The sequence below is a fragment of the Buttiauxella agrestis genome, assembly GCF_900446255.1.
GTDB lineage: Bacteria > Pseudomonadota > Gammaproteobacteria > Enterobacterales > Enterobacteriaceae > Buttiauxella > Buttiauxella agrestis.
On record NZ_UIGI01000001.1, the window covers coordinates 208,086 to 229,389 of the forward strand.

The window sequence follows — 21,304 nt, forward strand, 5'->3', positions numbered from 1 at the left end:
AGAAGGTGAACGACATGAAAGCATTACATTTTGGCGCAGGTAATATCGGCCGTGGCTTTATCGGGAAACTGCTGGCAGACGCGGGTATCCAACTGACCTTCGCTGACGTTAACCAAACCGTGCTGGACGCGCTTAACGAGCGCCACAGCTATCAGGTTCATGTGGTGGGTGAGCAAGAGCAAATCGATACGGTTTCTAATGTGAATGCCGTCAGCAGCATCGGCGACGATGTTGTTACGTTGATTGCCGACGTTGACCTAGTGACCACCGCCGTCGGGCCGGTTGTGCTGGAGCGCATCGCGCCAGCTGTCGCAAAAGGTCTGGTTCTGCGTCGCGCTAACGGTAATGAAAAACCCCTGAATATTATTGCCTGCGAGAACATGGTGCGCGGCACCAGCCAGCTGAAAGCTCACGTGATGAAGGCACTTTCTGAAGATGATCAGGCCTGGGTTGAGCAGCATATAGGTTTCGTTGATTCTGCTGTTGACCGTATCGTTCCGCCTTCAGAATCTGCCACCCATGACCCGCTTGAAGTGACTGTTGAAACCTTCAGCGAGTGGATTGTGGATAAAACCCAGTTCAAAGGTGAGCTGCCTAACATTCCTGGCATGGAACTGACTGATAACCTGATGGCGTTTGTTGAGCGCAAACTCTTCACGCTGAATACCGGGCATGCTATAACCGCATACCTTGGTCAACTGGCCGGTCATCAGACCATTCGCGATGCCATTCTCGATGAGAGAATCCGTGCGGTCGTGAAGGGTGCGATGGATGAAAGCGGTGCGGTGCTGATCAAGCGTTATGGCTTTGATGCAGACAAGCATGCAGCCTACATCCAGAAAATCCTTGGTCGTTTCGAGAACCCGTATCTGAAAGATGATGTGGAGCGCGTAGGCCGCCAGCCGCTGCGTAAATTAAGTGCGGGCGACCGTCTGATTAAGCCGCTATTGGGCACTATCGAATACGGTTTGCCACACCAATTTCTGGTTGAAGGTATTGCCGCGGCGATGCATTACCGTAGCGAGCAAGATCCACAGGCGCAGGAGCTGGAGAAATTGCTTGCAGAAAAAGGCCCGCAAGCAACACTTGCCGAAATCTCCGGCCTGGATGCTAACAGCGATGTTGTAGCAGAAGCGGTGAAGGCATATAGCAGCAAATAGTGATGGAAAGCGGGTGTGGCAAGAAGTCGCTGCACCCAATAATACTTTTAGTAATGTAGGCAAAGATGGAAGAAACCCAGGCCTTTGAAAACCGTGTGCTTGAGCGTCTTAATGCCGGGAAAACCGTACGTAGCCTGCTGATTGCCGCTGTCGAACTTCTTACCGAAGCGGTGAATATTCTGGTGTTGCAGGTCTTCCGTAAAGACGATTATGCAGTGAAATACGCGGTTGAACCGTTATTGGATGGCGATGGCCCGTTAGGGGATCTTTCCGTGCGTCTCAAACTTATCTACGGACTTGGCGTACTCAATCGCGTCGAGTACGAAGATTGTGAGTTGCTAATGGCACTGCGAGAAGAGTTGAATCACGACGGTAGCGAATATAATTTTACCGATGATGAAATGCTCGGCCCATTCGGTGAATTGCATTGTGTTTCAGCCCTGCCGCCAACGCCAAAGTTTGTGGATGGCAGCGATCCTGAGCTGTTTGCTATGCAAAAACAGCGTTACCAGCAAATCGTTCGTTCGACGATGGTGCTCTCTTTGACCGAGCTGATCTCGCGGATCAGCTTAAAAAAAGCCTTCCAGAAGTAATTCTGACCAAAGTCCCTTTTCGCCCTCTTACGCCGAATGGTGTATCCTTGCCAGCAATGAAAGTTATTCACGGTTAATCAAAAATGAAAGAAATCGAAAAAGCAGAAATCAAACGTCTTAGCGATCGCCTCGATCTTATCCGTCACGAGATGCCAGAGCTGCATCTGATCAACGATGCTGAAAAGTACGCTGAGATGGAAAAAGAGAAAGCGAAGCTGGAAATTGAGATCGTGCGCCTGCAAGCGGTGCGCAACCAGAAGCTGAGCAAAGAAGCACAAAAACTGATGGCACTGCCGTACAAACGTCCAATCACCAAGAAAGAACAAGCCAACATGGGCGCTCTGAAAAAAGCGGTACGCGGCCTGGTTATCGTCCATCCAATGACGGCGTTAGGCCGTGAGATGGGTCTCGAAGAAATGACAGGTTTTTCTCAGACTGAGTTTTAATGTCGGGTTAGTAAAAATGTCGGGTGGCGCTACGCTTACCCGACCTACGTTGGATCATTCGTAGGGCGGATAAGCGCAAGCGTCATCCGCCAACAATCAATTACTTCAATACCTGCGGGTTCACGCAGTTCTCTTTCACATCTCCTGTCAGCGCCGCAATCAAATTATCTACCGCACATGCAGCCATGTTGTAGCGAGTTTCGTGCGTCGCAGAACCGATGTGCGGCAGCGCCACGACGTTCGGCAAACTAAGCAAAGGTGAGTCCACCGGTAGCGGCTCCTGCTCAAAGACATCCAGCCCAGCGGCGTGAATTTTGCCGTCGACCAGCGCCTGAATTAACGCTTTTTCGTCAACCACCGGGCCACGTCCGGCGTTAATCAAAATCGCTGAAGATTTCATTTTCGCCAGCTGTTCAGCGCCAATCAGATGATACGTTTCATCGGTCAACGGCAGGGAAATACAGACGAAATCGGATTTGGCCAGCAGGGTGTCAAGGTCGCAATAACGGGCGTTAAAGCGGTCTTCCGCTTCCTGATGATGGCGACGCGCGTTATACAGAATCGGCATGTTAAAGCCAAAGTGCGCGCGTTGTGCCAGCGCCAGGCCAATACGGCCCATGCCTAAAATACCCAGCGTTTTATGGTGCACGTCGATTCCAAACCAGTCCGCGCCGATGCTGCCTGTCCACTCGCCGGCTTTGACACGTTCGGCCACTTCTACCGCACGGCGAGCGGTCGCCAACACCAGTGTCATCATGGTATCCGCGACGGTTTCAGTCAGCACGGTTGGCGTATGCATCAGTGCGATACCGCGTGAGGTCAGCGCGTCCACATCAAAATTGTCGTAGCCAACGGAAACGGTAGAGGCGGCGCGCAGCTTAGGCGTATGAGACAAAAACTCTTTACCCACCGTTTCACTGGAACCCAAAATCCCTTCCGCATTGGCAAAAGCATCGGCGTGTTGCTGGAGATTTTCAGGGCTGAGGGAACTGACTTGAGTGACGCTGAAGTGACTTTCAAGACGGGCAAGCAGGTCGTCAGGTAACGTTTTATAGAGGATGACGGACGGCTTCATGACGTTCTCCGTTAACAGTTAAATACAACCAGGCGGTGCAACGACCGCCCGGATTGAGCGATCAGGCGTGGTGCGCTGCCGCTGGAACTTGTTGGTTTGTCGCAGGTTTCACTATCAGAGTTAGCCACACTGACGCGAGCAATGCTACCCCCATAAAAATATAGGATGCAGACGGGCTGCCGGTTGCCCCGTTGAGGTAGCCAACAAACCAGGAGCCGACAAACGAACCGAGCGCACCCATACTGTTGATTAATGCCATCGCGCCACCTGCAACATTGCGGGGTAGCATTTCAGGAATGATGGCGAAGAATGGGCCATATGGCGCATACATGGCGGCACCGGCAATCACCAGCAAAGTGTAGGAAACCCAGAAATGATCGGCGCCTACCAGCCACGAACCCAGGAACGCGAGCGCGCCAATCAGCAGCAGCGGCCAGACAAACAGCTTACGGTTCTGCATTTTGTCGGAAGCCCAGGAGACCACAATCATCGCGATAGTGGCCGCCAGATACGGAACGGATGACAGCCAGCCAACTTCCACCATGCCCATGCCCGCCGTCCCTGCGCCTCGGATGATTGACGGCAGCCACAATACAAAGCCGTACACACCGATACTCCAGCAGAAATATTGCATACACAGCAGCACGACATTGCGCGAACGGAACGCTTCGCTGTAGTTGCGCACCGCTTTAATCCCTTGCTGTTCTTTTTCCAGTTGAGCCTGCAACGCGGATTTTTCTGCATCAGACAACCAGCCAACTTGCGCAGGTTTATCTTTTACCAGCATCCACCAGGCGAATGCCCAGATAACGGCCGGGATACCTTCGAAGATAAACATTTCACGCCAGCCAAAGGCCTGAATCAGATAGCCAGAAACCACCGACATCCACAGCACCGTGACCGGATTACCGAGGATTAAGAAGGTGTTAGCCCGCGAGCGTTCAGACTTAGTGAACCAGTTACTGATGTAAATCAGCATTGCGGGCATCACGGCCGCTTCTACCACGCCGAGGATAAAGCGAATCGCCGCCAGCGCGGGGATATTGCTAACCATGCCGGTGAGTGACGCGCAACCGCCCCACAAAATCAGGCAAACGAAGATCAGTTTGCGCACGCTGCGGCGTTCGGCGTACATCGCGCCGGGGATCTGAAAGAAGAAATAACCGAGGAAAAACAGTGCCCCGAGCAGGGAGGAAATCCCTTTGGTGATACCGAGATCGTCGTTGATACCTGCGGCGGAAGCAAAACTAAAGTTGGCACGGTCGAGGTACGCCAGGCTGTACGTGATAAACACGATTGGCATGATGTACCACCAACGTTTTGGCGCGATTGTCTTTGCTGAAAGGGAATGGGTTTTCATGGGCTTGCCTCTATGTTGAGGAGAGTCGCATCATGCCGGGTGTAGGGCACAGCTGATGCAGTCTTTGTTTATTCGCCAAGCGCGCTACGGGTCGGTAACCCTTCGCTATCGCCGATGACTTGAATCGCCAGTGAGCCGATTTTATTCCCACGGCTGACGGCATGTTCTAAGGTTTTCCCTTCGAGCAGGGCGCTTATCACGCCCACCGCAAAACCGTCGCCTGCACCGACGGTATCGACGACGTTCTCGACTTTTACTGCACTTACTGCCCCTTTTTCACCAGAGGCCGTTTTGAACCATGCGCCGTCAGCACCCGTTTTCAGCACCACGGTCTTAACGCCGTGGTCGAGATAGAAATCGGCAATCGCTTCTGGTGTTTTGTGCCCGGTCAGAATGGCGCCTTCGCTTAATCCTGGCAGCACCCAGTCTGCCTGGAAGGCGAGTTGATTCAATTGTTTCACCATTTCCGCTTCACTCTTCCACAGCACCGGGCGCAGATTGGGGTCAAAAGAGATCGTTTTGCCCTTTTGCTTCATCACGCAGGCGGCATGATTGAGTAATTCTAGCGAGGTATCAGAAAGCGCTGCCGCCACGCCGCTTAAATGTAGATGGCGTGCCGAGCCAAAATACTCTTCATCAAAATCAGCGGTAGAAAGATGACTGGCCGCCGATCCTTTACGGAAGTATTCCACGATGGGATCGGTTCCATTTTCTGCTTTAGATTTAAGCTGAAAGCCTGTAGCAAAGCGCTCGTCTGTCGTCACGCCACAGCTGTCGATATTCTCTTTCGCCAGTTGTTGCAGCACATAGCGACCAAAAGAGTCGTTGCCCACCCGGCTGACCCAGCCCACTTTCAGGCCAAGACGCGCAAGCCCCGTGGCAACGTTTAACTCCGCTCCCGCCACGCGCTTAACGAACTGTTCTGCGGCGGCTAAATCACCGCTTTGGCTGGCGACAAACATCGCCATCGCTTCACCTATGGTGATGACATCAAGTTGGGTCGACATCGCTTACTCCTCGCTTAATAAGTTGACGTAATGGCGCGTAACAGCCGTCAGGTCACGGCCTTCGAGCGGGAATTCAATTCCGCGCGGCGTATCGGCTGGCAGGTTGTTCAGTAATTCAAGCCAGCGCGGTTCCGCGTCATCGAGCGCGATCGCCCGGTAGTGGTAATGGTGTGCCACGGCGGCTTTGACGTGGATATAGCTGACCGACGGCGCAAGTACGCGCGCTGCGGCTTCCGGGGATTCATCGACCCACAGCCAGTTGGCCATATCAAATGTCAGCGTCACCGGAAGGTTTAGCACATTACAGGCGGCCTGGAAGCGCTGCATTGGCGCGAGTTTGCCGCAATTTGTTTGATCGTTTTCCACAACCAGAGGCACGTTTGTTTTCTCAAGCCACTGTTGTAAAAGTGAAAACTGTTGGCTGCCACGGAAGTGACCAAGAGACAGTTTCAGCCAGCTCGCGTTGAGCTGGTGGGCTTCGAGCAGCAAAGAAGGGATCAGCGGATTGAGTTTGCCATCTTCAACAAACAGCGGTTCCGGCGCGGAATAACAGGCTTCGAGTCGGTGTTCAGCAATTTGTTCCGCCAGCTCTGGCAGGGCATCAAGCTGAATGTGATTTAACAATTCGCGGCGGATTTCAACGCCGTCAGCTCCGGCACCGGCGATAATCGGCAACAGCGCTTGTTGGCCGCCCATTGCGGCGATGCGGTCATGTCCGTAAGCGGCGGTGACGACAATAATTTTTCTCGGCATTAATTTCTCCGGCCAGGCTCATCTATCTAATATGACTATTACGCTAGATGGAACCGGTTCCAAAGAAAAGCCAGGCATGTTCAATTTATGATCGCTATCACGAACATTGATTAACGGACGGTTGAACCACGAACGATTAATTCGCCGGAAAAGACCTGTTCATAAACGGTGTCGCTGCCGCCTTCAATGCGCTTCACGACCTGCTGAAGCGCGGCGTAACCAATCTGCCAGGTCGGTTGTTTAAGAGTGGTGATGCCGACTCCCGCAAGCTCCGCCCATTCGAGTTCATCGAAGCCAAGCAGGCCAATATCGCTGCCCCAGTGCAGGCCGATGCGGCGCAGTGAACGGGCCACCTGAAGGGTAAGCGCACCATTCGCTGAAATCACCGCTTTGCGCATGCCACGGTGCGCGGAATGGAACTGGCGCAGGGTATTGTCCATCAAATCGGCTTCGTGCAAAGGCACTTCGGCGTTTTCGGCAACAATGCCGGGGTAGCGTTTGAGAGTGGCGTGGAACGCATTCAGGCGCTCGCGGCGAGTGTTCACGGTGCCGAGCGGTTCGCTGAGGAAAAGAATGGCTTCAAACCCTTGTTCGACCAGGTGCTCGGTCGCCGTGGTTGCCGCCTGGGTGTTATCTAACCCTACGACATCACAGGCAAAGTCGGGAATTTTGCGGTCAATCAGCACCATCGGCAGGGCTGATTGTTGCAGGCGATTTAACCCTTCTTCACGCATGCCCACGGCGTTCACCACAATTCCTTCCACCTGATAACTGCGCAGCAAATCGAGGTAATGCAGCTCCTGATCCACTTCGTTATTGGTGTTACAGACCAGCGGCGTGAAGCCCTTTTCACGGCAGGCGGCTTCGATACCGCTCAACACATCGACGGAGTAGGGGTTAGTGATATCGGCGATGATCAGGCCAATTAAGCGGGTTCGCCCACGTTTCAGGCCGCGAGCCATTTGGCTTGGGCGGTAATCGAGTTCGGCAATCGCCGTTTCAATGCGCAAACGAAGATCGTCTGACAGCACATTTTGCTCGCCGTTAAGATAGCGGGAAACACTGGTTTTTCCGGTCTTTGCCGCTTTCGCGACGTCGCTTATCGTGGGGCGTGCAGCCTTGCTGTTCATGGTTTTCTCCGAAGGTAACTTTCTGGAGAGTAACATAGTTGCCCAGGTCGGATAAGCGTAAGCGTCATCCTACACCCATCCAAAGATCTCAACTGGTCCTGTATCACCCTCACTCTGTCCGTTTTTGGTATTAGCAACTACGCTAACCCCTGCCACAATGGCTTCACACCCAAAGTGAAGGAGTCCGAAAATGTCCCGTTCCGCTCTGATCAATATCGACACGCAGCAATCTTTTTTCCATCGCGATTACTGGCAAGAAGATGACTTTCCGGCATTCCAGCAGGCCATTTCGCAACTCATTTCCGGCTGCCAGGATTTGAACATTCCCGTGGTGGATATCTTCCATGTTGACGATCAAAGCCCGTTTTCACTTGAGTCAGGCTACGTTAAACCGATGCCTTTCTTGCAGCATCAGGCTGATGTGACGTTTCAGAAACACGTGCACAACGCATTTACCGATACTGGCCTCGATCTTTGGCTACGTAGCCGTGATGTTAACCACCTGATTATCTGCGGGGTTCGCACCGAACAGTGTTGCGAAACCACCACGCGAGTGGCGTCGGATTTGGGTTATCGCGTTTCATTTGTCAGTGAGGCGATGCTCACCTTCCCGATGAGCTGGAAAGGGGTTACGCTGGATACGCAAACCCTGCGGCACCGCACTGAAACCGTGCTGGCAGGGCGATTTGCGCAAATTCAAACCGTTGCCGAGTGCCTGGAGTCATTATCGTGAGTATTGGGGTCTGGTTCGTTGTTTTGCCTGGTGTTTTGTCACTCGACTTAACCGGCCCTGCGGAAACGCTGGCGCTGGCGGGGAATGCCTTTCACCTGCATTTCATTGGCCCGGACCCACATGTTTCCACCTCCATCGGACTGAACTTTTCTGGCATCGAACCGCTGCCAGAAAGTTTCCCGCCAGGCAGTTTGCTGGTATTGCCTGGGGTTTGTGATTCAAACCGCTACTTTGACACGCCGCAGGCTGAAGCGGTGCGCCGTTGGCTGACGCGCCTGCAACCGCAGATTCACAGCCAGCAACTCAATTTGATGTGTGTCTGTTCCGGTTCGTTGCTGGCAGCGAAAGCCGGGCTGATGAATGGCGTGCAGTGCACCACCCATCACGATGTGCTGGCGCGATTACGCGCTGCGGCACCCACCGCGCAGGTGAAAGAGAACCGCATTTTTATCGAAGATCGGGGCATCTGGACCAGCGCTGGAATCACCTCCGGCATCGATCTCTCGCTGCATCTGATTAACCGCTATTGCGGGCCGAAAGCCGCGCTGGATGTGGCACGTGAGATGGTGGTGTGGTTCCGCCGTTCGGGCGACGACCCGCAACTATCGCCGTGGCTGCGCTACCGTAACCATATTCATCCGGCAGTGCATCGTGCTCAGGATTTACTTTCGGCAGCACCTGAATCGGCGTGGGATGTGCAGGAAATTGCCGACAAAGTTCATGTCAGCTCACGCCATTTGGCGCGGCTTTTTCAGCAGCATTTGGGAATTTCAGTGCGGGACTATTTAGAACAATTGCGCCTGGCGGTGGCTGAACAGCGTTTGTTGCAAGGGCAGCGTATGGAGCAGGCGGCGATTGCGGCGGGGTTTTCGTCACCCCGCCAGCTGCATCGCGCCCGGATGCGTAAGCCTCATTAAAACTGAGTGAGCAAGTTTTCCAGCGCACCTTGCCTGTTCTTGCCCCAGCTAAAGAAAGCGCGGAACCATTGGCTCTCGGTCGGCGATGTGAAGCTCTCGACTTCCCAGTTATCTTTATACAGCGCGTACAGATTGCACAGCGTATGCCAAAGGCTGTAAAGCATCACCAGCAAGGCCACCAAGACTGCGGCGTAGACCCACCATTCCTGGGCAGGCGGCCAGCGAAATATCGTCCAGCCGATGATAGATGCCTGTAGCGCCGCGCGAAGTAAAAAGCCTTTCAGGAAGAACTGCGTGGCTCGTTGTGCGCTGTAGAAAAATGGGTTGCTTAAGTGCCGACGTTTTTCCTGAACCGGGATGCCTCTCACGAAAACCAGCCAGTCATGCGTCTCACGGTTACTACGCACTGCTCCCTGTTCGGTCAATGTGTTAAGCCGGATGGAAATTAAAACCGGGAAAACGATACCGATAACCATCAGGTAGAGAAACGGTGCCTGGCAGCCGAAAAAATTCAGCCCACAACATAGGGTTGCCCACAGCAAAGATTTGAAGGAATAGAAGTAAAGCGACGTCACTTGATAATTCATTGCTTCATCCATTGATATCCACAATTTATGTGCGTTTACTTTACTCCCGTCTTTTATTTAGCTCACCATTTTTCGGGTGTCGATGCGTTGCAATACCATGGAAAGTAACAAACTTCCGGCCAGCGTGACGCCGAAAATCCACAGAATATCGAGCACCGGAGAGCTTGTGATTTGGTAGCCGTGGGTGCGCAGGAAGTGAATTATCAGCGCATGGAAGCCGTAGATTCCCAGCGAGTGTTGCGAGATTAATGTCAGCCCCGGCAACGGGCGGCTGTTCAGGCAATTTTTTACCAGCACCAGCAAACCGATCGCGGCGATAAACACCAGCGGCCCGCAATAAACATAAAAGGTATCGGCAAAATTACCGTTCACTTCTAACTGATGGCGCGTGCCCGTCGAAATCGAAAAAATACACAGCACAAAAATTCCGGCGGCCAGCCCGCTAATCCAGCGTTTGTCCGTCTCAAACATGCCTATTGCACGCCCCAGCAGGCCATACAGCACGTAATAAAACGTGTCGCCGCGAATGTATAAATTAATCGGCAGCCATTTAAAGCCGTCCAGCGTTTGCGGCACGGTGTTGGGGTTGGCGACAACGCCGAGTAACACCATCAGCCCAAGAATCACCGTCGCGTTGACTTTCTTCACCTGAATCAAAGGCGAAAGAAGGTAGATGACCATGATCGCAAAGAAGAACCACAGGTGATAAAACACCGGTTTTTGCAGGATATAGCGCAGGGAAAGTCCGGCATTAATTGGCGTGAAGAGTTTGATGTAGATAAGCGCAATCACGCTGTAAAACAACAAGCATGTGACGATGCGCAAAAAGTGGCGCTGCTGCGCACTGCGCTCTCCAAAAAACAGATAACCTGAAATCATGAAGAAGAGCGGGACGCTGACGCGGGATGCCGAGTTCAGTACGTTCGATAAATCCCAACTAAACGGACTGACGATATTGGCGTTGGTGATGTACCAGGTTGTGGTATGAATCATGACGACCATCAGGCATGCAATCCCACGCAGGTTGTCAATCCAGTTAATTTTTTGCTGCTGCATGGGTTCCTCTGGTGTTGTTGACGGTGATTTATCTGAGTTTTGTCTTCGTGCTCTTGCCAGATATAAAGTGGATTTGCAGAATGCGGAATACCTGTTAATTATTGAATAACAATAACGATTTTAACGTACACATAACTAATGATGATGCCAAAAATAAAAAATTGCCGTTGGCTGCTGATTTTTGCCGCCGTGTTACTCAGTGCCTGTAGTCATTCGGAACAACACCCACAATACGCGCAAGTCGCTCAACATCCGGTGATCCAGGGCGAAGCGATGATTGAAACCTGCAAAGGAGAAGCGGCGCATCGTTACAACACGCGCGCCGATCGCATCAGCGTGGTGGATTTTAAACAGTATCAGGGGAGCTATGAGATTCTTGGCAGCACCACGCGCCGGGAAGGATTCACCTGCTCCTTCGACGAAAGTGGTCAATTCTTGCACCTTTCGACGACATAAAGCCGCAACGCAAGGCAAACGCACGTGCATTCGGGCTGTATATCTTGCCATCAAAAGGTATACTGACCGCTTCTCTTTTTAACCCTCTCGAACGCGTGCGAAATCAACATGCAAAAGTTTGATACCAAGACCTTTCAAGGCCTGATCCTGACTTTACAGGACTACTGGGCTCGCCAGGGCTGCACCATTGTTCAACCTTTGGACATGGAAGTCGGCGCCGGCACCTCTCACCCAATGACCTGCCTGCGGGCTTTAGGGCCAGAGCCGATGGCGACTGCTTATGTGCAGCCATCTCGCCGTCCTACCGATGGCCGTTACGGTGAAAACCCGAACCGCTTACAGCACTACTATCAGTTCCAGGTGGTGATCAAGCCTTCTCCTGACAACATTCAGGAGCTGTACCTTGGGTCGCTTAAAGAGCTGGGTATGGACCCAACGATTCATGACATTCGCTTCGTAGAAGACAACTGGGAAAACCCAACGCTGGGTGCCTGGGGTCTGGGCTGGGAAGTGTGGCTTAACGGCATGGAAGTGACGCAGTTCACTTACTTCCAGCAAGTTGGCGGCCTGGAATGTAAGCCTGTTACCGGTGAAATCACTTACGGTTTAGAGCGTCTGGCGATGTACATCCAGGGCGTAGACAGCGTTTACGATCTGGTCTGGAGCGATGGCCCGCTGGGTAAAACCACCTATGGCGACGTGTTCCATCAGAACGAAGTTGAGCAATCAACTTATAACTTCGAACACGCCGATGTGGAATTCCTGTTCTCCTGCTTTGAGCAGTATGAGAAAGAAGCGCAGCACCTGCTGGCGCTGGAAAACCCGCTGCCACTGCCTGCTTACGAACGCATTCTGAAAGCCGCGCACAGCTTTAACCTGCTTGATGCCCGCAAGGCCATCTCGGTGACTGAGCGCCAGCGCTACATTCTGCGTATTCGTACTCTGACCAAAGCCGTGGCCGAAGCCTATTACGCTTCTCGTGAAGCGCTTGGCTTCCCGATGTGCAATAAGAACAAATAAGAGGCTGCCATGTCTGAAAAAACTTTTCTGGTGGAGATTGGCACTGAAGAGCTGCCACCAAAAGCCCTGCGCAGCCTGGCTGAATCCTTCGCTGCGAACGTTACAGCGGAACTGGATGCGGCGAATCTCGCTCACGGCGAAGTAAAATGGTTTGCGGCTCCACGCCGTCTGGCGCTGAAAATTTCCAACCTGGCTGAGTCTCAACCAGACCGTGAAGTTGAAAAACGCGGCCCGGCAATTTCTGCGGCATTTGACGCAGAAGGCAAGCCAAGCAAAGCCGCTGAAGGCTGGGCGCGTGGTTGTGGCATTACGGTTGAACAGGCAGAGCGCCTGGCAACGGACAAAGGCGAGTGGTTGATGTACCGCGCCCATGTTAAAGGCGAAAGTGCGCAAGCCCTGCTGCCTGCGATGATTGCCACCGCGCTGACCAAACTGCCGATTCCAAAACTGATGCGCTGGGGCGATAACAACACCCAATTCGTGCGTCCGGTTCACACCGTGACTCTGCTGTTGGGCGATGAAGTGATTCCAGCCACTATTCTGGGTATCGCGTCTGACCGTGTGATTCGTGGCCACCGCTTTATGGGCGAGCCGGAATTCACTATCGATAACGCCGATCAGTACCCTGAAATTCTGTTCACGCGCGGCAAAGTTATTGCCGACTACGAACAGCGTAAAGCGGTGATCAAAGAAGGCGCTGAAGAAGCGGCTCGCAAGATTGGCGGTAACGCTGACCTGAGCGAAAGCCTGCTCGAAGAAGTGACTTCTCTGGTGGAATGGCCGGTTGTTCTGACCGCGAAATTCGAAGAGAAATTCCTTAAAGTGCCTGCGGAAGCGCTGGTTCACACCATGAAAGGGGACCAGAAGTACTTCCCGGTGTACGCCAACGACGGCACATTGCTGCCGAACTTTATCTTTGTTGCCAACATCGAGTCGAAAGACCCGATTCAGATTATCTCTGGTAACGAGAAAGTTGTGCGTCCGCGTCTGGCAGATGCTGAGTTCTTCTTCAATAGCGACCGTAAAAAGCGCCTCGAAGACAACTTGCCGCGTCTGGAAACCGTTCTGTTCCAACAACAGCTCGGTACGCTGCGCGACAAAACCAACCGCATCGAAGCGCTTTCTGGCTGGATCGCGGGTCAAATTGGCGCTGATGTAAACCACGCCACTCGCGCCGGTTTACTGTCCAAATGCGACCTGATGACCAACATGGTGTTCGAGTTTACTGACACCCAGGGCGTGATGGGCATGCACTATGCGCGTCACGACGGCGAAGCCGAAGACGTTGCTGTTGCGCTCAACGAGCAATATCAGCCGCGTTTTGCGGGCGACGAACTGCCGTCTAACCTGGTGGCTTGCTCTGTTGCGATTGCCGATAAAATGGATACCCTCGCGGGCATCTTCGGTATCGGTCAGCATCCAAAAGGCGACAAAGACCCGTTTGCTCTGCGTCGCGCCGCTCTTGGCGTTCTGCGTATCATCGTTGAGAAAAACCTGCCGCTGGATCTGCAAACTCTCACCGAAGAGGCCGTGCGCCTGTACGGCGAGAAGCTGACTAACCAGAAGGTTGTCGACGAAGTCATCGACTTCATGCTGGGCCGCTTCCGCGCCTGGTATCAGGAAGAAGGCCACAGCGTAGATACCATTCAGGCCGTGCTGGCGCGTCGTCCAACCAAACCTGCTGATTTCGATGCGCGCATGAAAGCGGTTTCGCACTTCCGTACCCTGGAAGCGGCGTCAGCTTTGGCCGCTGCGAACAAGCGTGTATCCAACATTCTGGCGAAGTCAGACGAAACGCTGCAAGACCATGTGCGCGCTTCTGTTCTGAAAGAAGCGGAAGAAATGGATCTCGCCCGTCAGCTGGTTATCCTGCGCGATAAACTGGAGCCGTTCTTCGCTGAAGGCCGCTATCAGGAAGCGTTAGTCGAACTGGCCGCGTTGCGTGAGCCAGTCGATAAGTTCTTCGACAAAGTGATGGTGAACGCAGAAGATAAAGAGCTGCGTATCAACCGTCTGACGCTGCTCGCTAAACTGCGCGAGCTGTTCTTGCAGGTTGCAGATATTTCTCTGCTGCAATAATCATTGCTGCAACTGAAACGGCTTCCTTCTGGAAGCCGTTTTTTTTAGCGACAACCGGCTGAATGTGTCACCCTGGCGCACAGACCAACAATTTTTTTATCGCTATAAATATTCATTAACTCCACTTTAAATCCGTAGCGCAAGGCAATGCTGTGTACAATTGCCAGACCTAACCCGCTGCCGTGGGTTTCCGTGGTGTTAAAACGAGCAAAGCGTTCAAATGCGCGATGAAGATGTTCTTCCGGTATACCAGAGCCGTTATCGATAATATCCACGATGGTACAGTCGTTTTCGGTTTTGAGTATCACGTCCACGATAGTTCCTGGTGGAGTGTGTTGCATCGCATTGCCGATCAGATTGTCGAAAAGGCTGCGTAGCTCCTGGTGATTCCCTTCAATCACTGCGCTTTTCTCGCCGGTAAAGCCAATATCAATTCCACGGCGGTCAGCCAGGACCATCAGTTGCTCAATGCTTTCCTTAAGTATTTCTTTAATATCAACACGCTCAACCGTTTTGAACCCCACTTTCCGCCCTTCCTGCCGGGTAAGACTCAATAGTTGTGCCACCAGATGTCGGGTTCTGACAACCCCAGCTTCCAACTGATTAAAGCGTTCAGTAGCGTCGCCTGGCGCGATGTATTGTCGGAGATTTTCTAGCTGTAGGCTAATGGCGGTAATAGGTGTACGTAGCTCATGCGCCGAATCCTGTAAGAAATGACGCTGCGTGTCCAGGGAATGACTTAACCGTTGCAGAATACCGTTATAGGCCTCAACCAGCGGCGATATTTCATCAGGCACATGCTGTAGTGGGAGCGCCGACAGATTATGCGTGTCCTGTGAAGCAATGATGATTGAGGCGTTTTTCAGATTGCGGGATACCCGCCAAACCACCAGCCACAGCACACCAAAAGAGAGCGGGAACAGCATGATCAGCGGAATAATCGCAGAAAGTGCGCGGCGAATAACGATGTCTTGCATATAGCCGATATTGTGAATCAGTTGGACTGCCCCTATCTGGCTTCCAGGCTCTGCCTTTCGGGTATAAACCCGCCATTGCTGATCGCTACTTGAGCCAAAACGTAAGGTATGAAAACCGGATTCTTTTTGCAGAGGAATTTGCAGTGATGGTCTTGAGCTGGCTTGTAGCTCGCCTTTTTTGTCCCAAATTTGCACAATATAGACCCCCTTCTGATCGCTATTGTGCATGCTATGGAGCGTACTACTGATACTCAGTTGAGGCATTTGGGGATTGGTGGCGTAAGCATCAGCCCATTGTTCCAACTGATCGTCTTTGACGGTTTCCATCAGTGCGCCGTAGCTGACGTAAAAATACCAGGCTACGCCACCTATAGTGATCAAATGGATCAGTGCCAGACTGAAAAGAAGTTTATTGCGCAGTGAACGAGTCAAAAAATGGATAAGCCTTTTCATGTTATGCGCACCCGCCAGCCCAGCCCACGCACATTGCTGATCACGTTATTCCCCAGTTTGCGGCGCATCCCGTGAATTAAGACATCCACCGCGTTGCTGGTGACTTCTTCTCCCCATCCATAAATTCTATTTTCCAACTGTTCGCGTGACAAAATCGCGCCGGGGCGCTCCAGCAAGGCATACAACAAGGCATATTCACGTGCGGTAAGCTGTTCGCGTTGCCCCTGAAAAATAGCTTCACGAGTACCCATATCTAACTGAATATCTTTGGTGCCGATGACTGAGTCAGCAGCACCATGACTGCGGCGCATAATCGCTCGCATTCTCGCCAGCACTTCCTGGAAATCGAACGGTTTCAACAAGTAGTCGTCAGCGCCAGCATCCAATCCCTTAATTCGTTCTTCAACGCTGTCTCGCGCAGTCAGAATTAAGACCGGCGTGGCATCTCCTCGGGTGCGAGCTTTACGTAGCACGCTGATTCCGTCATCTCGGGGTAGGCCGAGATCCAGCAACACGCAGCTATAATCGCCGTCGGCCCAGGCGCTAGACGCCAGTTCACCGTCTTTTACCCAGTCGACGGACCAGCCAACGCCTTCCAGCGCCCGCATCAAATTGGCCCCGATCATGACATCATCCTCTACCAGTAATACCCTCACGACCTCTCCTTAGTTCCGAGCTTTACGAAGCATATTACCTGTTATTTCTTAGCAGATAATTATCCCCAGCCCGTTTTCTCCGTTTGCTCATTCTCAGCTAATTATTCGCTAATTCAGGGATAAATCTGCCGCTGTACAGTGAGTGCCATTAAGAAAACCGTGGAACGCTCAGAACATGAAGCTTTATCCAAACCTTATCTGGCCGACGCTATTGGTCTGCTCAATCTTGATTAGCGGCTGTGATGAGCAGGTGAATTCATCGCGGTCTGCCGGTGCATTACCGCTGGCACAAGTGACATACAGACAAATGGAGACGGTTGATATCCCAAAGATTGAAAAGTTTTCCGGTCGCGTGGTGGCTTACCAAACCTCTGAGGTCCGTCCACAGGTCAACGGCATTATTATGGAGCGGTTATTTAACGAAGGAGAAATGATAGTTAAAGGCCAGCCGCTGTACCGACTGGACTCCCGCCTGTATTCTGCAGCGGTCAAACAGGCGGAATCCAATCTGCAAATGACTCGCGCCAGTGCTTCTATTGCTAATGCGTTGGTCAGCCGCTACGCACCATTGGTAAAAACGCAAAGTATCAGTCAGCAGGATTACACCACCGCTGTGGCTAATGCGCAGCAGGCGCAGGCCGCAATTTCCCAGGCGGCAGCGTTGCTCGATACTGCAAAAATCAATCTTGAGTTTGCGACAATTACCGCCCCGATTAGCGGCAGAATTGGCCGCTCATTTTATACCGCAGGCGCACTGGTTACGGCCAATCAGGGCAATGCGTTGGCTACCCTTCAGCAGCTTGATCCAATTTATATCGACATCCAGCAAACCACCTCCGAGCTACTGGCTTTGCAGCAGCAAACTCCGGTAGAGGGGGCGGTAGCCGACCGCGTTCCGGTAAACCTGATGCTGGAAGGCGATATTCCATATGGGCATCAGGGAACGCTGGAGTTTTCTGAAGCGGTGGTTGATCCCGAAACCGGTTCGGTCACTTTACGCGCCCGTTTCCCGAACCCGCAACATACCCTGCTGCCAGGCATGTTCGTTCAGGCATCGTTGTCGCGTGCTACCCAACCGCAGGCTTTCCTGGTACCGCAAAGTGCACTCCAACGCGACACCAAAGGAGAACCTATGGTGTTTGTGATTGACGAACAAAATAAAGTCTCTTTGCAACACATCACGACTCAGGGAACGTTACAGCAAAACTGGGTAGTCACTGATGGTCTGCAGCAGGGTGACAAAGTCTTGACGCAAGGTCTGGTTCGCGTGCGTGCCGGGGATACCGTCAACGCGCAGTCTGAGGCCATTGCGCAGCAAATTGCCTTGCACACCACTCCCGCACAGCATGGAGGCTGAGCAATGATGTCAAAGATCTTTATTAACCGACCGATATTCGCCTGGGTGATTGCCATTGTGGTGATGCTGGCAGGAATCATCGCTATCAACCAACTGCCGGTAGAGCAATATCCCAACGTCGCTCCACCTCAGATAAGTGTCTCCACATCCTATCCAGGCGCATCGGCACAAACCATTCAGAACAGCGTCACACAGGTAATTGAGCAATCTCTGGTCGGTATCGATGGGCTTATCTATTTCAGTTCATCATCCAGTTCCCGTGGCCGGGCGACCATCAATGTCACTTTCGACAATGATGTTGATAGCGATATTGCCCAAGTCCAGGTACAAAACCAGGTACAACAGGTGTTGTCCCGCCTCCCGCAGGAAGTGCAGCAGCAGGGGGTGGAAGTCCGGAAAGCGAACCCGGACAGTCTGATGCTCGTTGGCGTGTATGACTCAACCGATACCATGACGAATATTGATGTAGCGGATTATGTGGCGTCTTCGCTACAGGATGTACTGGGCCGTGTGGCTGGTGTTGGCGATACCGATGTCTATGGGACGCAGTACGCGATGCGTATCTGGCTTGATCCAGTGAAACTGCGTAGCTACCAGTTGGTTCCCGCTGATGTGATTGAGGCGATTCGAAGCCAGAATGCGGAAGTTGCCGCGGGGCAGATTGGTGGACAGCCGCAACCGGAGAGCCAGATGCTCAGTGCGCTGGTCAGCGCGCAATCCAGACTGCAAACTGCCGAACAATTTCGCAATATTGTGCTGAAAACGGAAACCAGTGGTTCTGCAGTCCGATTGAGTAACGTTGCCAGAGTTGAGCTGGGAGCCGAAAACTATGACGCACTGGCGCGCATCAATCGTCACCCTGGCGCCGGGATCTCCATCATGCTGTCTCCTTCTGCGGACGCGCTACGAACCGCTGAACTGGTGAAGGCGGAAGTGAACCGAGTGGCCCGCGATTTTCCACCGGGACTGAAAGTGGTTTTCGCCAATGACAGCACCCGTTTTATCGAGCTGTCGATTAATGAAGTCGTCAAAACGCTGCTCGAAGCCATCGTGCTGGTCGTGCTGGTTATCTTCCTGTTCCTGAAAAAGTGGCGATCAGCGCTGATCCCGGCGATTGCGGTTCCCGTTGTGCTGCTGGGGACTTTTGCTGTGTTGTGGTTCAGTGGATTTTCCATCAATACGATGACGCTATTCGCCCTGGTTTTATCGATTGGTTTGCTGGTTGACGACGCCATAGTGGTGGTGGAAAACGTTGAACGCATCATGAGTGAAAACCCAGGTATGACGCCACGTGAAGCCACCTTCCGTTCAATGTCAGAAATCAGCGTTGCGTTAGTGGCTATCGCGCTGGTGCTATCGGCGGTGTTTTTGCCAATGGCCTTTTTTGGCGGGTCCACCGGGATTATCTATCGGCAGTTCTCGCTGACAGTGGTGACGGCAATGGTGTTATCCGTTTTCGTGGCCTTAATTCTTAGCCCGGCGCTAACTGCAACGTTACTGCAACCGCATCAGCTAAAACCTGAAAGTACCTCCAAAATATCAGCCTACTTTGGGCAATACCTTGCACCTGTACAGCATTTTCTGGCGCGTTGTTCAGTCTCTCTTTTCAACTTGCTTTTGAGCACAGTGCGTAAAGTCATCGCCCGACGCTGGCTGGCGCTAGGAGTCTATGTGCTGATATCGGTGGGATTTGTATGGTTATTTCTACGCCTGCCATCGGGTTTTTTACCGGCAGAAGATCAGGGCCGTGTGATGGTGCAATACCGCTTGCCGGGAGGCGCTACTCTGGGGCGTACCGTCGAGGTGCAAAAACAACTGGAAGACTACCTCCTCACCGCAGAAGGTGGAAACTCAGAAGTTGTATTCACGGTCAGTGGTGGCGGGAGTGCCACAAGCGGCCAAAACACCGGTTCAGCGTTTATCAGCCTGGCGGACTGGAGCCAACGGTTAGACAGTAAGGACAGCGCGAACAGCATTGTTGCGCGTCTTTCACAGGAATTTGGCAATGACAGTAAGGCCCGTATCTTTGCTCTGCTTCCGGCCCCGATTCGTGGCCTGGGAGATACAGGCGGATTTTCACTTGAGCTATTAAACAGCGGCAGTCTGTCCGCAGAGGAATTCCGTGCTGCGCGCGATTCGCTTCTGACTGCCGCACAGCGAGACCCGATGTTAAGTGGCGTCAGAGCGGTTGATCTGCCGGATGTCGCTACATTGCAAGTGAACAGTGACCCGCTGAAATTGTCGGTGCTTGGTCTGTCTCAGCAGAGCGTTAACGACACGCTGGCAACCGCGTGGGGCGGTGTGTATGTCAATGATTTCGTTGACCGTGGGCGAGTTAAACGAGTCTACGTGCAGGGTGACGCTCAGTGGCGCGCCGATCCGGCTGACTTATCCCAATGGTACGTACGAGGCGAGCAGGGGCAGATGACTTCGCTCGGTGCATTCACAACGACATCATGGGCGCAATCCCCCAGCAGCCTGTCGCGCTTTAATGGCGTGCCGTCTTATCAGATTCAGGGCAGTGCCGGGGCGGGTTTCAGTTCAGGTGAGGCGATGAACAGGATGGAGGCTCTGGCTCGCGAGATACCGGGTGTCAACGTCGCATGGTCCGGGCTTTCTTATCAGGAACGTTTATCGTCAGGCCAGGCAACATTGTTGTACGGGTTGTCGATTCTGGTGGTGTTTCTGTGCCTGGCTGCGCTCTATGAAAGCTGGTCGATACCGCTGTCAGTATTAATGGTGATTCCACTGGGCCTGTTTGGGGCTGTCACTGCCGTTACCCTGCGCGGACTAATCAACGATGTCTATTTGCAAATTGGCCTACTGACCACGATGGGGTTGGCGGCGAAAAACGCCATTCTGGTGGTGGAGTTTGCCGAGCAGGCGGAACGTCGCGGTATGTCAGTGACAGAGGCTGCCCTGGAAGCTACCCGGTTGCGTATTCGTCCCATCATGATGACCAGCATCGCTTTTATTTTAGGCGTGTTGCCGCTAGCTATCTCAACGGGTGCAGGGGCTGAAAGTCGTATTGCTATCGGCACTGCCACACTTGGCGGAATGCTGGCCGCAACGGTACTTATCGTTTTTTACATTCCTCTATTTTTCATTCTGGTCCGCCAACTGGTGGCGAAATTCTTCCCTTCATCAACGCTCAGGAGAGCATCATGAAATCAACAACATTACTGGCCTTAGTCTTTTTCTCTACGCTTTCTTTATCCGTTCAGGCGGCTCAACAGATTGATCAAGAGCAGGCAGCCCAACGACAAAGTGTCGGCGTGGTATCCGTCTCAAACCAGAGCGGTTCTCTGGATGATGTCGTCAGAGCACTGGATTCGAAAGCGACAAAAGCAGGCGCGAGTTATTTCCGGATTGTAAGCGCAGGAACACCTGCGGATTCAAGCCACTGGCGTGGTTCCGCTGAGATTTATCGTTAATGATGCCAGATTGAATTAATGCCCCCGCATATCAAGCGGGGGGTTATGACTATTT

The 21,304-nt window shown here is 52.7% G+C and carries 20 protein-coding genes; 11 read left to right on the top strand and 9 right to left on the bottom strand.

What is annotated here, in order from left to right:
- Positions 1–14: 14 nt before the first annotated feature.
- From mtlD to DY231_RS00965, 3 genes are all read left to right on the top strand, one after another.
- Positions 15–1,160, top strand: a complete 1,146-nt coding sequence (gene mtlD, locus DY231_RS00955) for a mannitol-1-phosphate 5-dehydrogenase (RefSeq protein ID WP_115626956.1) — start codon at positions 15–17, stop codon at positions 1,158–1,160.
- Between the two features lie 65 nt (positions 1,161–1,225).
- Entirely contained in the window at positions 1,226–1,753 is a 528-nt protein-coding gene (locus DY231_RS00960; RefSeq protein ID WP_115626957.1) for an MltR family transcriptional regulator, read from the top strand.
- 83 nt (positions 1,754–1,836) lie between these two features.
- A complete protein-coding gene (locus DY231_RS00965) occupies positions 1,837–2,199 on the top strand; it encodes a YibL family ribosome-associated protein (RefSeq protein WP_115626958.1) in 363 nt (120 codons plus the stop codon).
- A 100-nt stretch (positions 2,200–2,299) separates the two neighbouring features.
- Here the strand turns inward: DY231_RS00965 and ghrB are convergent, their stop codons facing one another.
- The 5 genes from ghrB to DY231_RS00990 all read right to left on the bottom strand — a co-directional run bounded on the left by ghrB (position 2,300) and on the right by DY231_RS00990 (position 7,524).
- A complete protein-coding gene (gene ghrB, locus DY231_RS00970) occupies positions 2,300–3,274 on the bottom strand; it encodes a glyoxylate/hydroxypyruvate reductase GhrB (RefSeq protein WP_115626959.1) in 975 nt (324 codons plus the stop codon).
- Between the two features lie 61 nt (positions 3,275–3,335).
- Positions 3,336–4,634, bottom strand: a complete 1,299-nt coding sequence (locus DY231_RS00975) for an MFS transporter (protein ID WP_115626960.1) — start codon at positions 4,632–4,634, stop codon at positions 3,336–3,338.
- 68 nt (positions 4,635–4,702) lie between these two features.
- Positions 4,703–5,641, bottom strand: a complete 939-nt coding sequence (locus DY231_RS00980) for a sugar kinase (protein WP_115626961.1) — start codon at positions 5,639–5,641, stop codon at positions 4,703–4,705.
- 3 nt (positions 5,642–5,644) lie between these two features.
- Positions 5,645–6,394, bottom strand: a complete 750-nt coding sequence (locus DY231_RS00985; RefSeq protein WP_115626962.1) for a sugar phosphate isomerase/epimerase family protein — start codon at positions 6,392–6,394, stop codon at positions 5,645–5,647.
- A gap of 110 nt (positions 6,395–6,504) precedes the next feature.
- A complete protein-coding gene (locus DY231_RS00990; protein ID WP_115626963.1) occupies positions 6,505–7,524 on the bottom strand; it encodes a LacI family DNA-binding transcriptional regulator in 1,020 nt (339 codons plus the stop codon).
- Between the two features lie 190 nt (positions 7,525–7,714).
- Here DY231_RS00990 and DY231_RS00995 point away from each other — a divergent pair, with 190 nt between their 5' ends.
- Both DY231_RS00995 and DY231_RS01000 read left to right on the top strand, forming a co-directional pair.
- Positions 7,715–8,257, top strand: a complete 543-nt coding sequence (locus DY231_RS00995; RefSeq protein WP_115626964.1) for an isochorismatase family protein — start codon at positions 7,715–7,717, stop codon at positions 8,255–8,257.
- Positions 8,254–9,174, top strand: coding sequence for a GlxA family transcriptional regulator (locus DY231_RS01000; protein ID WP_115626965.1), 921 nt, complete (start codon positions 8,254–8,256; stop codon positions 9,172–9,174). Before DY231_RS00995 ends, DY231_RS01000 begins: the two co-directional genes overlap by 4 nt.
- Here DY231_RS01000 and DY231_RS01005 read toward each other — a convergent pair.
- Both DY231_RS01005 and DY231_RS01010 read right to left on the bottom strand, forming a co-directional pair.
- Positions 9,171–9,761, bottom strand: a complete 591-nt coding sequence (locus tag DY231_RS01005) for a hypothetical protein (protein ID WP_147295616.1) — start codon at positions 9,759–9,761, stop codon at positions 9,171–9,173. The genes DY231_RS01000 and DY231_RS01005 overlap by 4 nt on opposite strands.
- Before the next feature lie 57 nt (positions 9,762–9,818).
- Positions 9,819–10,817 (bottom strand): acyltransferase, encoded by a 999-nt coding sequence (locus DY231_RS01010; protein WP_034499366.1) that lies wholly within the window; start codon positions 10,815–10,817, stop codon positions 9,819–9,821.
- Positions 10,818–10,955: 138 nt separating this feature from the next.
- Between DY231_RS01010 and DY231_RS01015 the strand changes: the two genes are divergently transcribed.
- From DY231_RS01015 to glyS, 3 genes are all read left to right on the top strand, one after another.
- Positions 10,956–11,273 (top strand): YsaB family lipoprotein, encoded by a 318-nt coding sequence (locus tag DY231_RS01015; protein WP_370511259.1) that lies wholly within the window; start codon positions 10,956–10,958, stop codon positions 11,271–11,273.
- Between the two features lie 108 nt (positions 11,274–11,381).
- On the top strand, positions 11,382–12,293 hold the full coding sequence (gene glyQ / locus DY231_RS01020; RefSeq protein ID WP_034499364.1) for a glycine--tRNA ligase subunit alpha: 912 nt from the start codon (positions 11,382–11,384) through the stop codon (positions 12,291–12,293).
- Between the two features lie 9 nt (positions 12,294–12,302).
- A complete protein-coding gene (gene glyS / locus DY231_RS01025; protein ID WP_115626967.1) occupies positions 12,303–14,372 on the top strand; it encodes a glycine--tRNA ligase subunit beta in 2,070 nt (689 codons plus the stop codon).
- A gap of 44 nt (positions 14,373–14,416) precedes the next feature.
- Here glyS and DY231_RS01030 read toward each other — a convergent pair whose 3' ends face one another.
- Both DY231_RS01030 and DY231_RS01035 read right to left on the bottom strand, forming a co-directional pair.
- On the bottom strand, positions 14,417–15,802 hold the full coding sequence (locus tag DY231_RS01030) for a sensor histidine kinase (protein ID WP_115626968.1): 1,386 nt from the start codon (positions 15,800–15,802) through the stop codon (positions 14,417–14,419).
- Positions 15,799–16,458 (bottom strand): response regulator, encoded by a 660-nt coding sequence (locus DY231_RS01035; protein WP_115626969.1) that lies wholly within the window; start codon positions 16,456–16,458, stop codon positions 15,799–15,801. The genes DY231_RS01030 and DY231_RS01035 overlap by 4 nt, the downstream gene beginning before the upstream one ends.
- 175 nt (positions 16,459–16,633) lie before the next feature.
- Here DY231_RS01035 and DY231_RS01040 point away from each other — a divergent pair, with 175 nt between their 5' ends.
- Genes DY231_RS01040 through DY231_RS01050 form a run of 3 tightly spaced genes read left to right on the top strand, consistent with a single transcriptional unit; the run spans position 16,634 to position 21,249 of the window.
- Positions 16,634–17,815 carry an efflux RND transporter periplasmic adaptor subunit gene (locus DY231_RS01040; RefSeq protein ID WP_115626970.1) on the top strand — a complete coding sequence of 394 codons (1,182 nt, stop codon included), beginning with the start codon at positions 16,634–16,636 and terminating at the stop codon, positions 17,813–17,815.
- Positions 17,816–17,818: 3 nt separating this feature from the next.
- Entirely contained in the window at positions 17,819–20,983 is a 3,165-nt protein-coding gene (locus DY231_RS01045; protein WP_147295617.1) for an efflux RND transporter permease subunit, read from the top strand.
- Positions 20,980–21,249, top strand: a complete 270-nt coding sequence (locus tag DY231_RS01050) for a YdgH/BhsA/McbA family protein (protein ID WP_115626971.1) — start codon at positions 20,980–20,982, stop codon at positions 21,247–21,249. Before DY231_RS01045 ends, DY231_RS01050 begins: the two co-directional genes overlap by 4 nt.
- Positions 21,250–21,304: the final 55 nt, after the last annotated feature.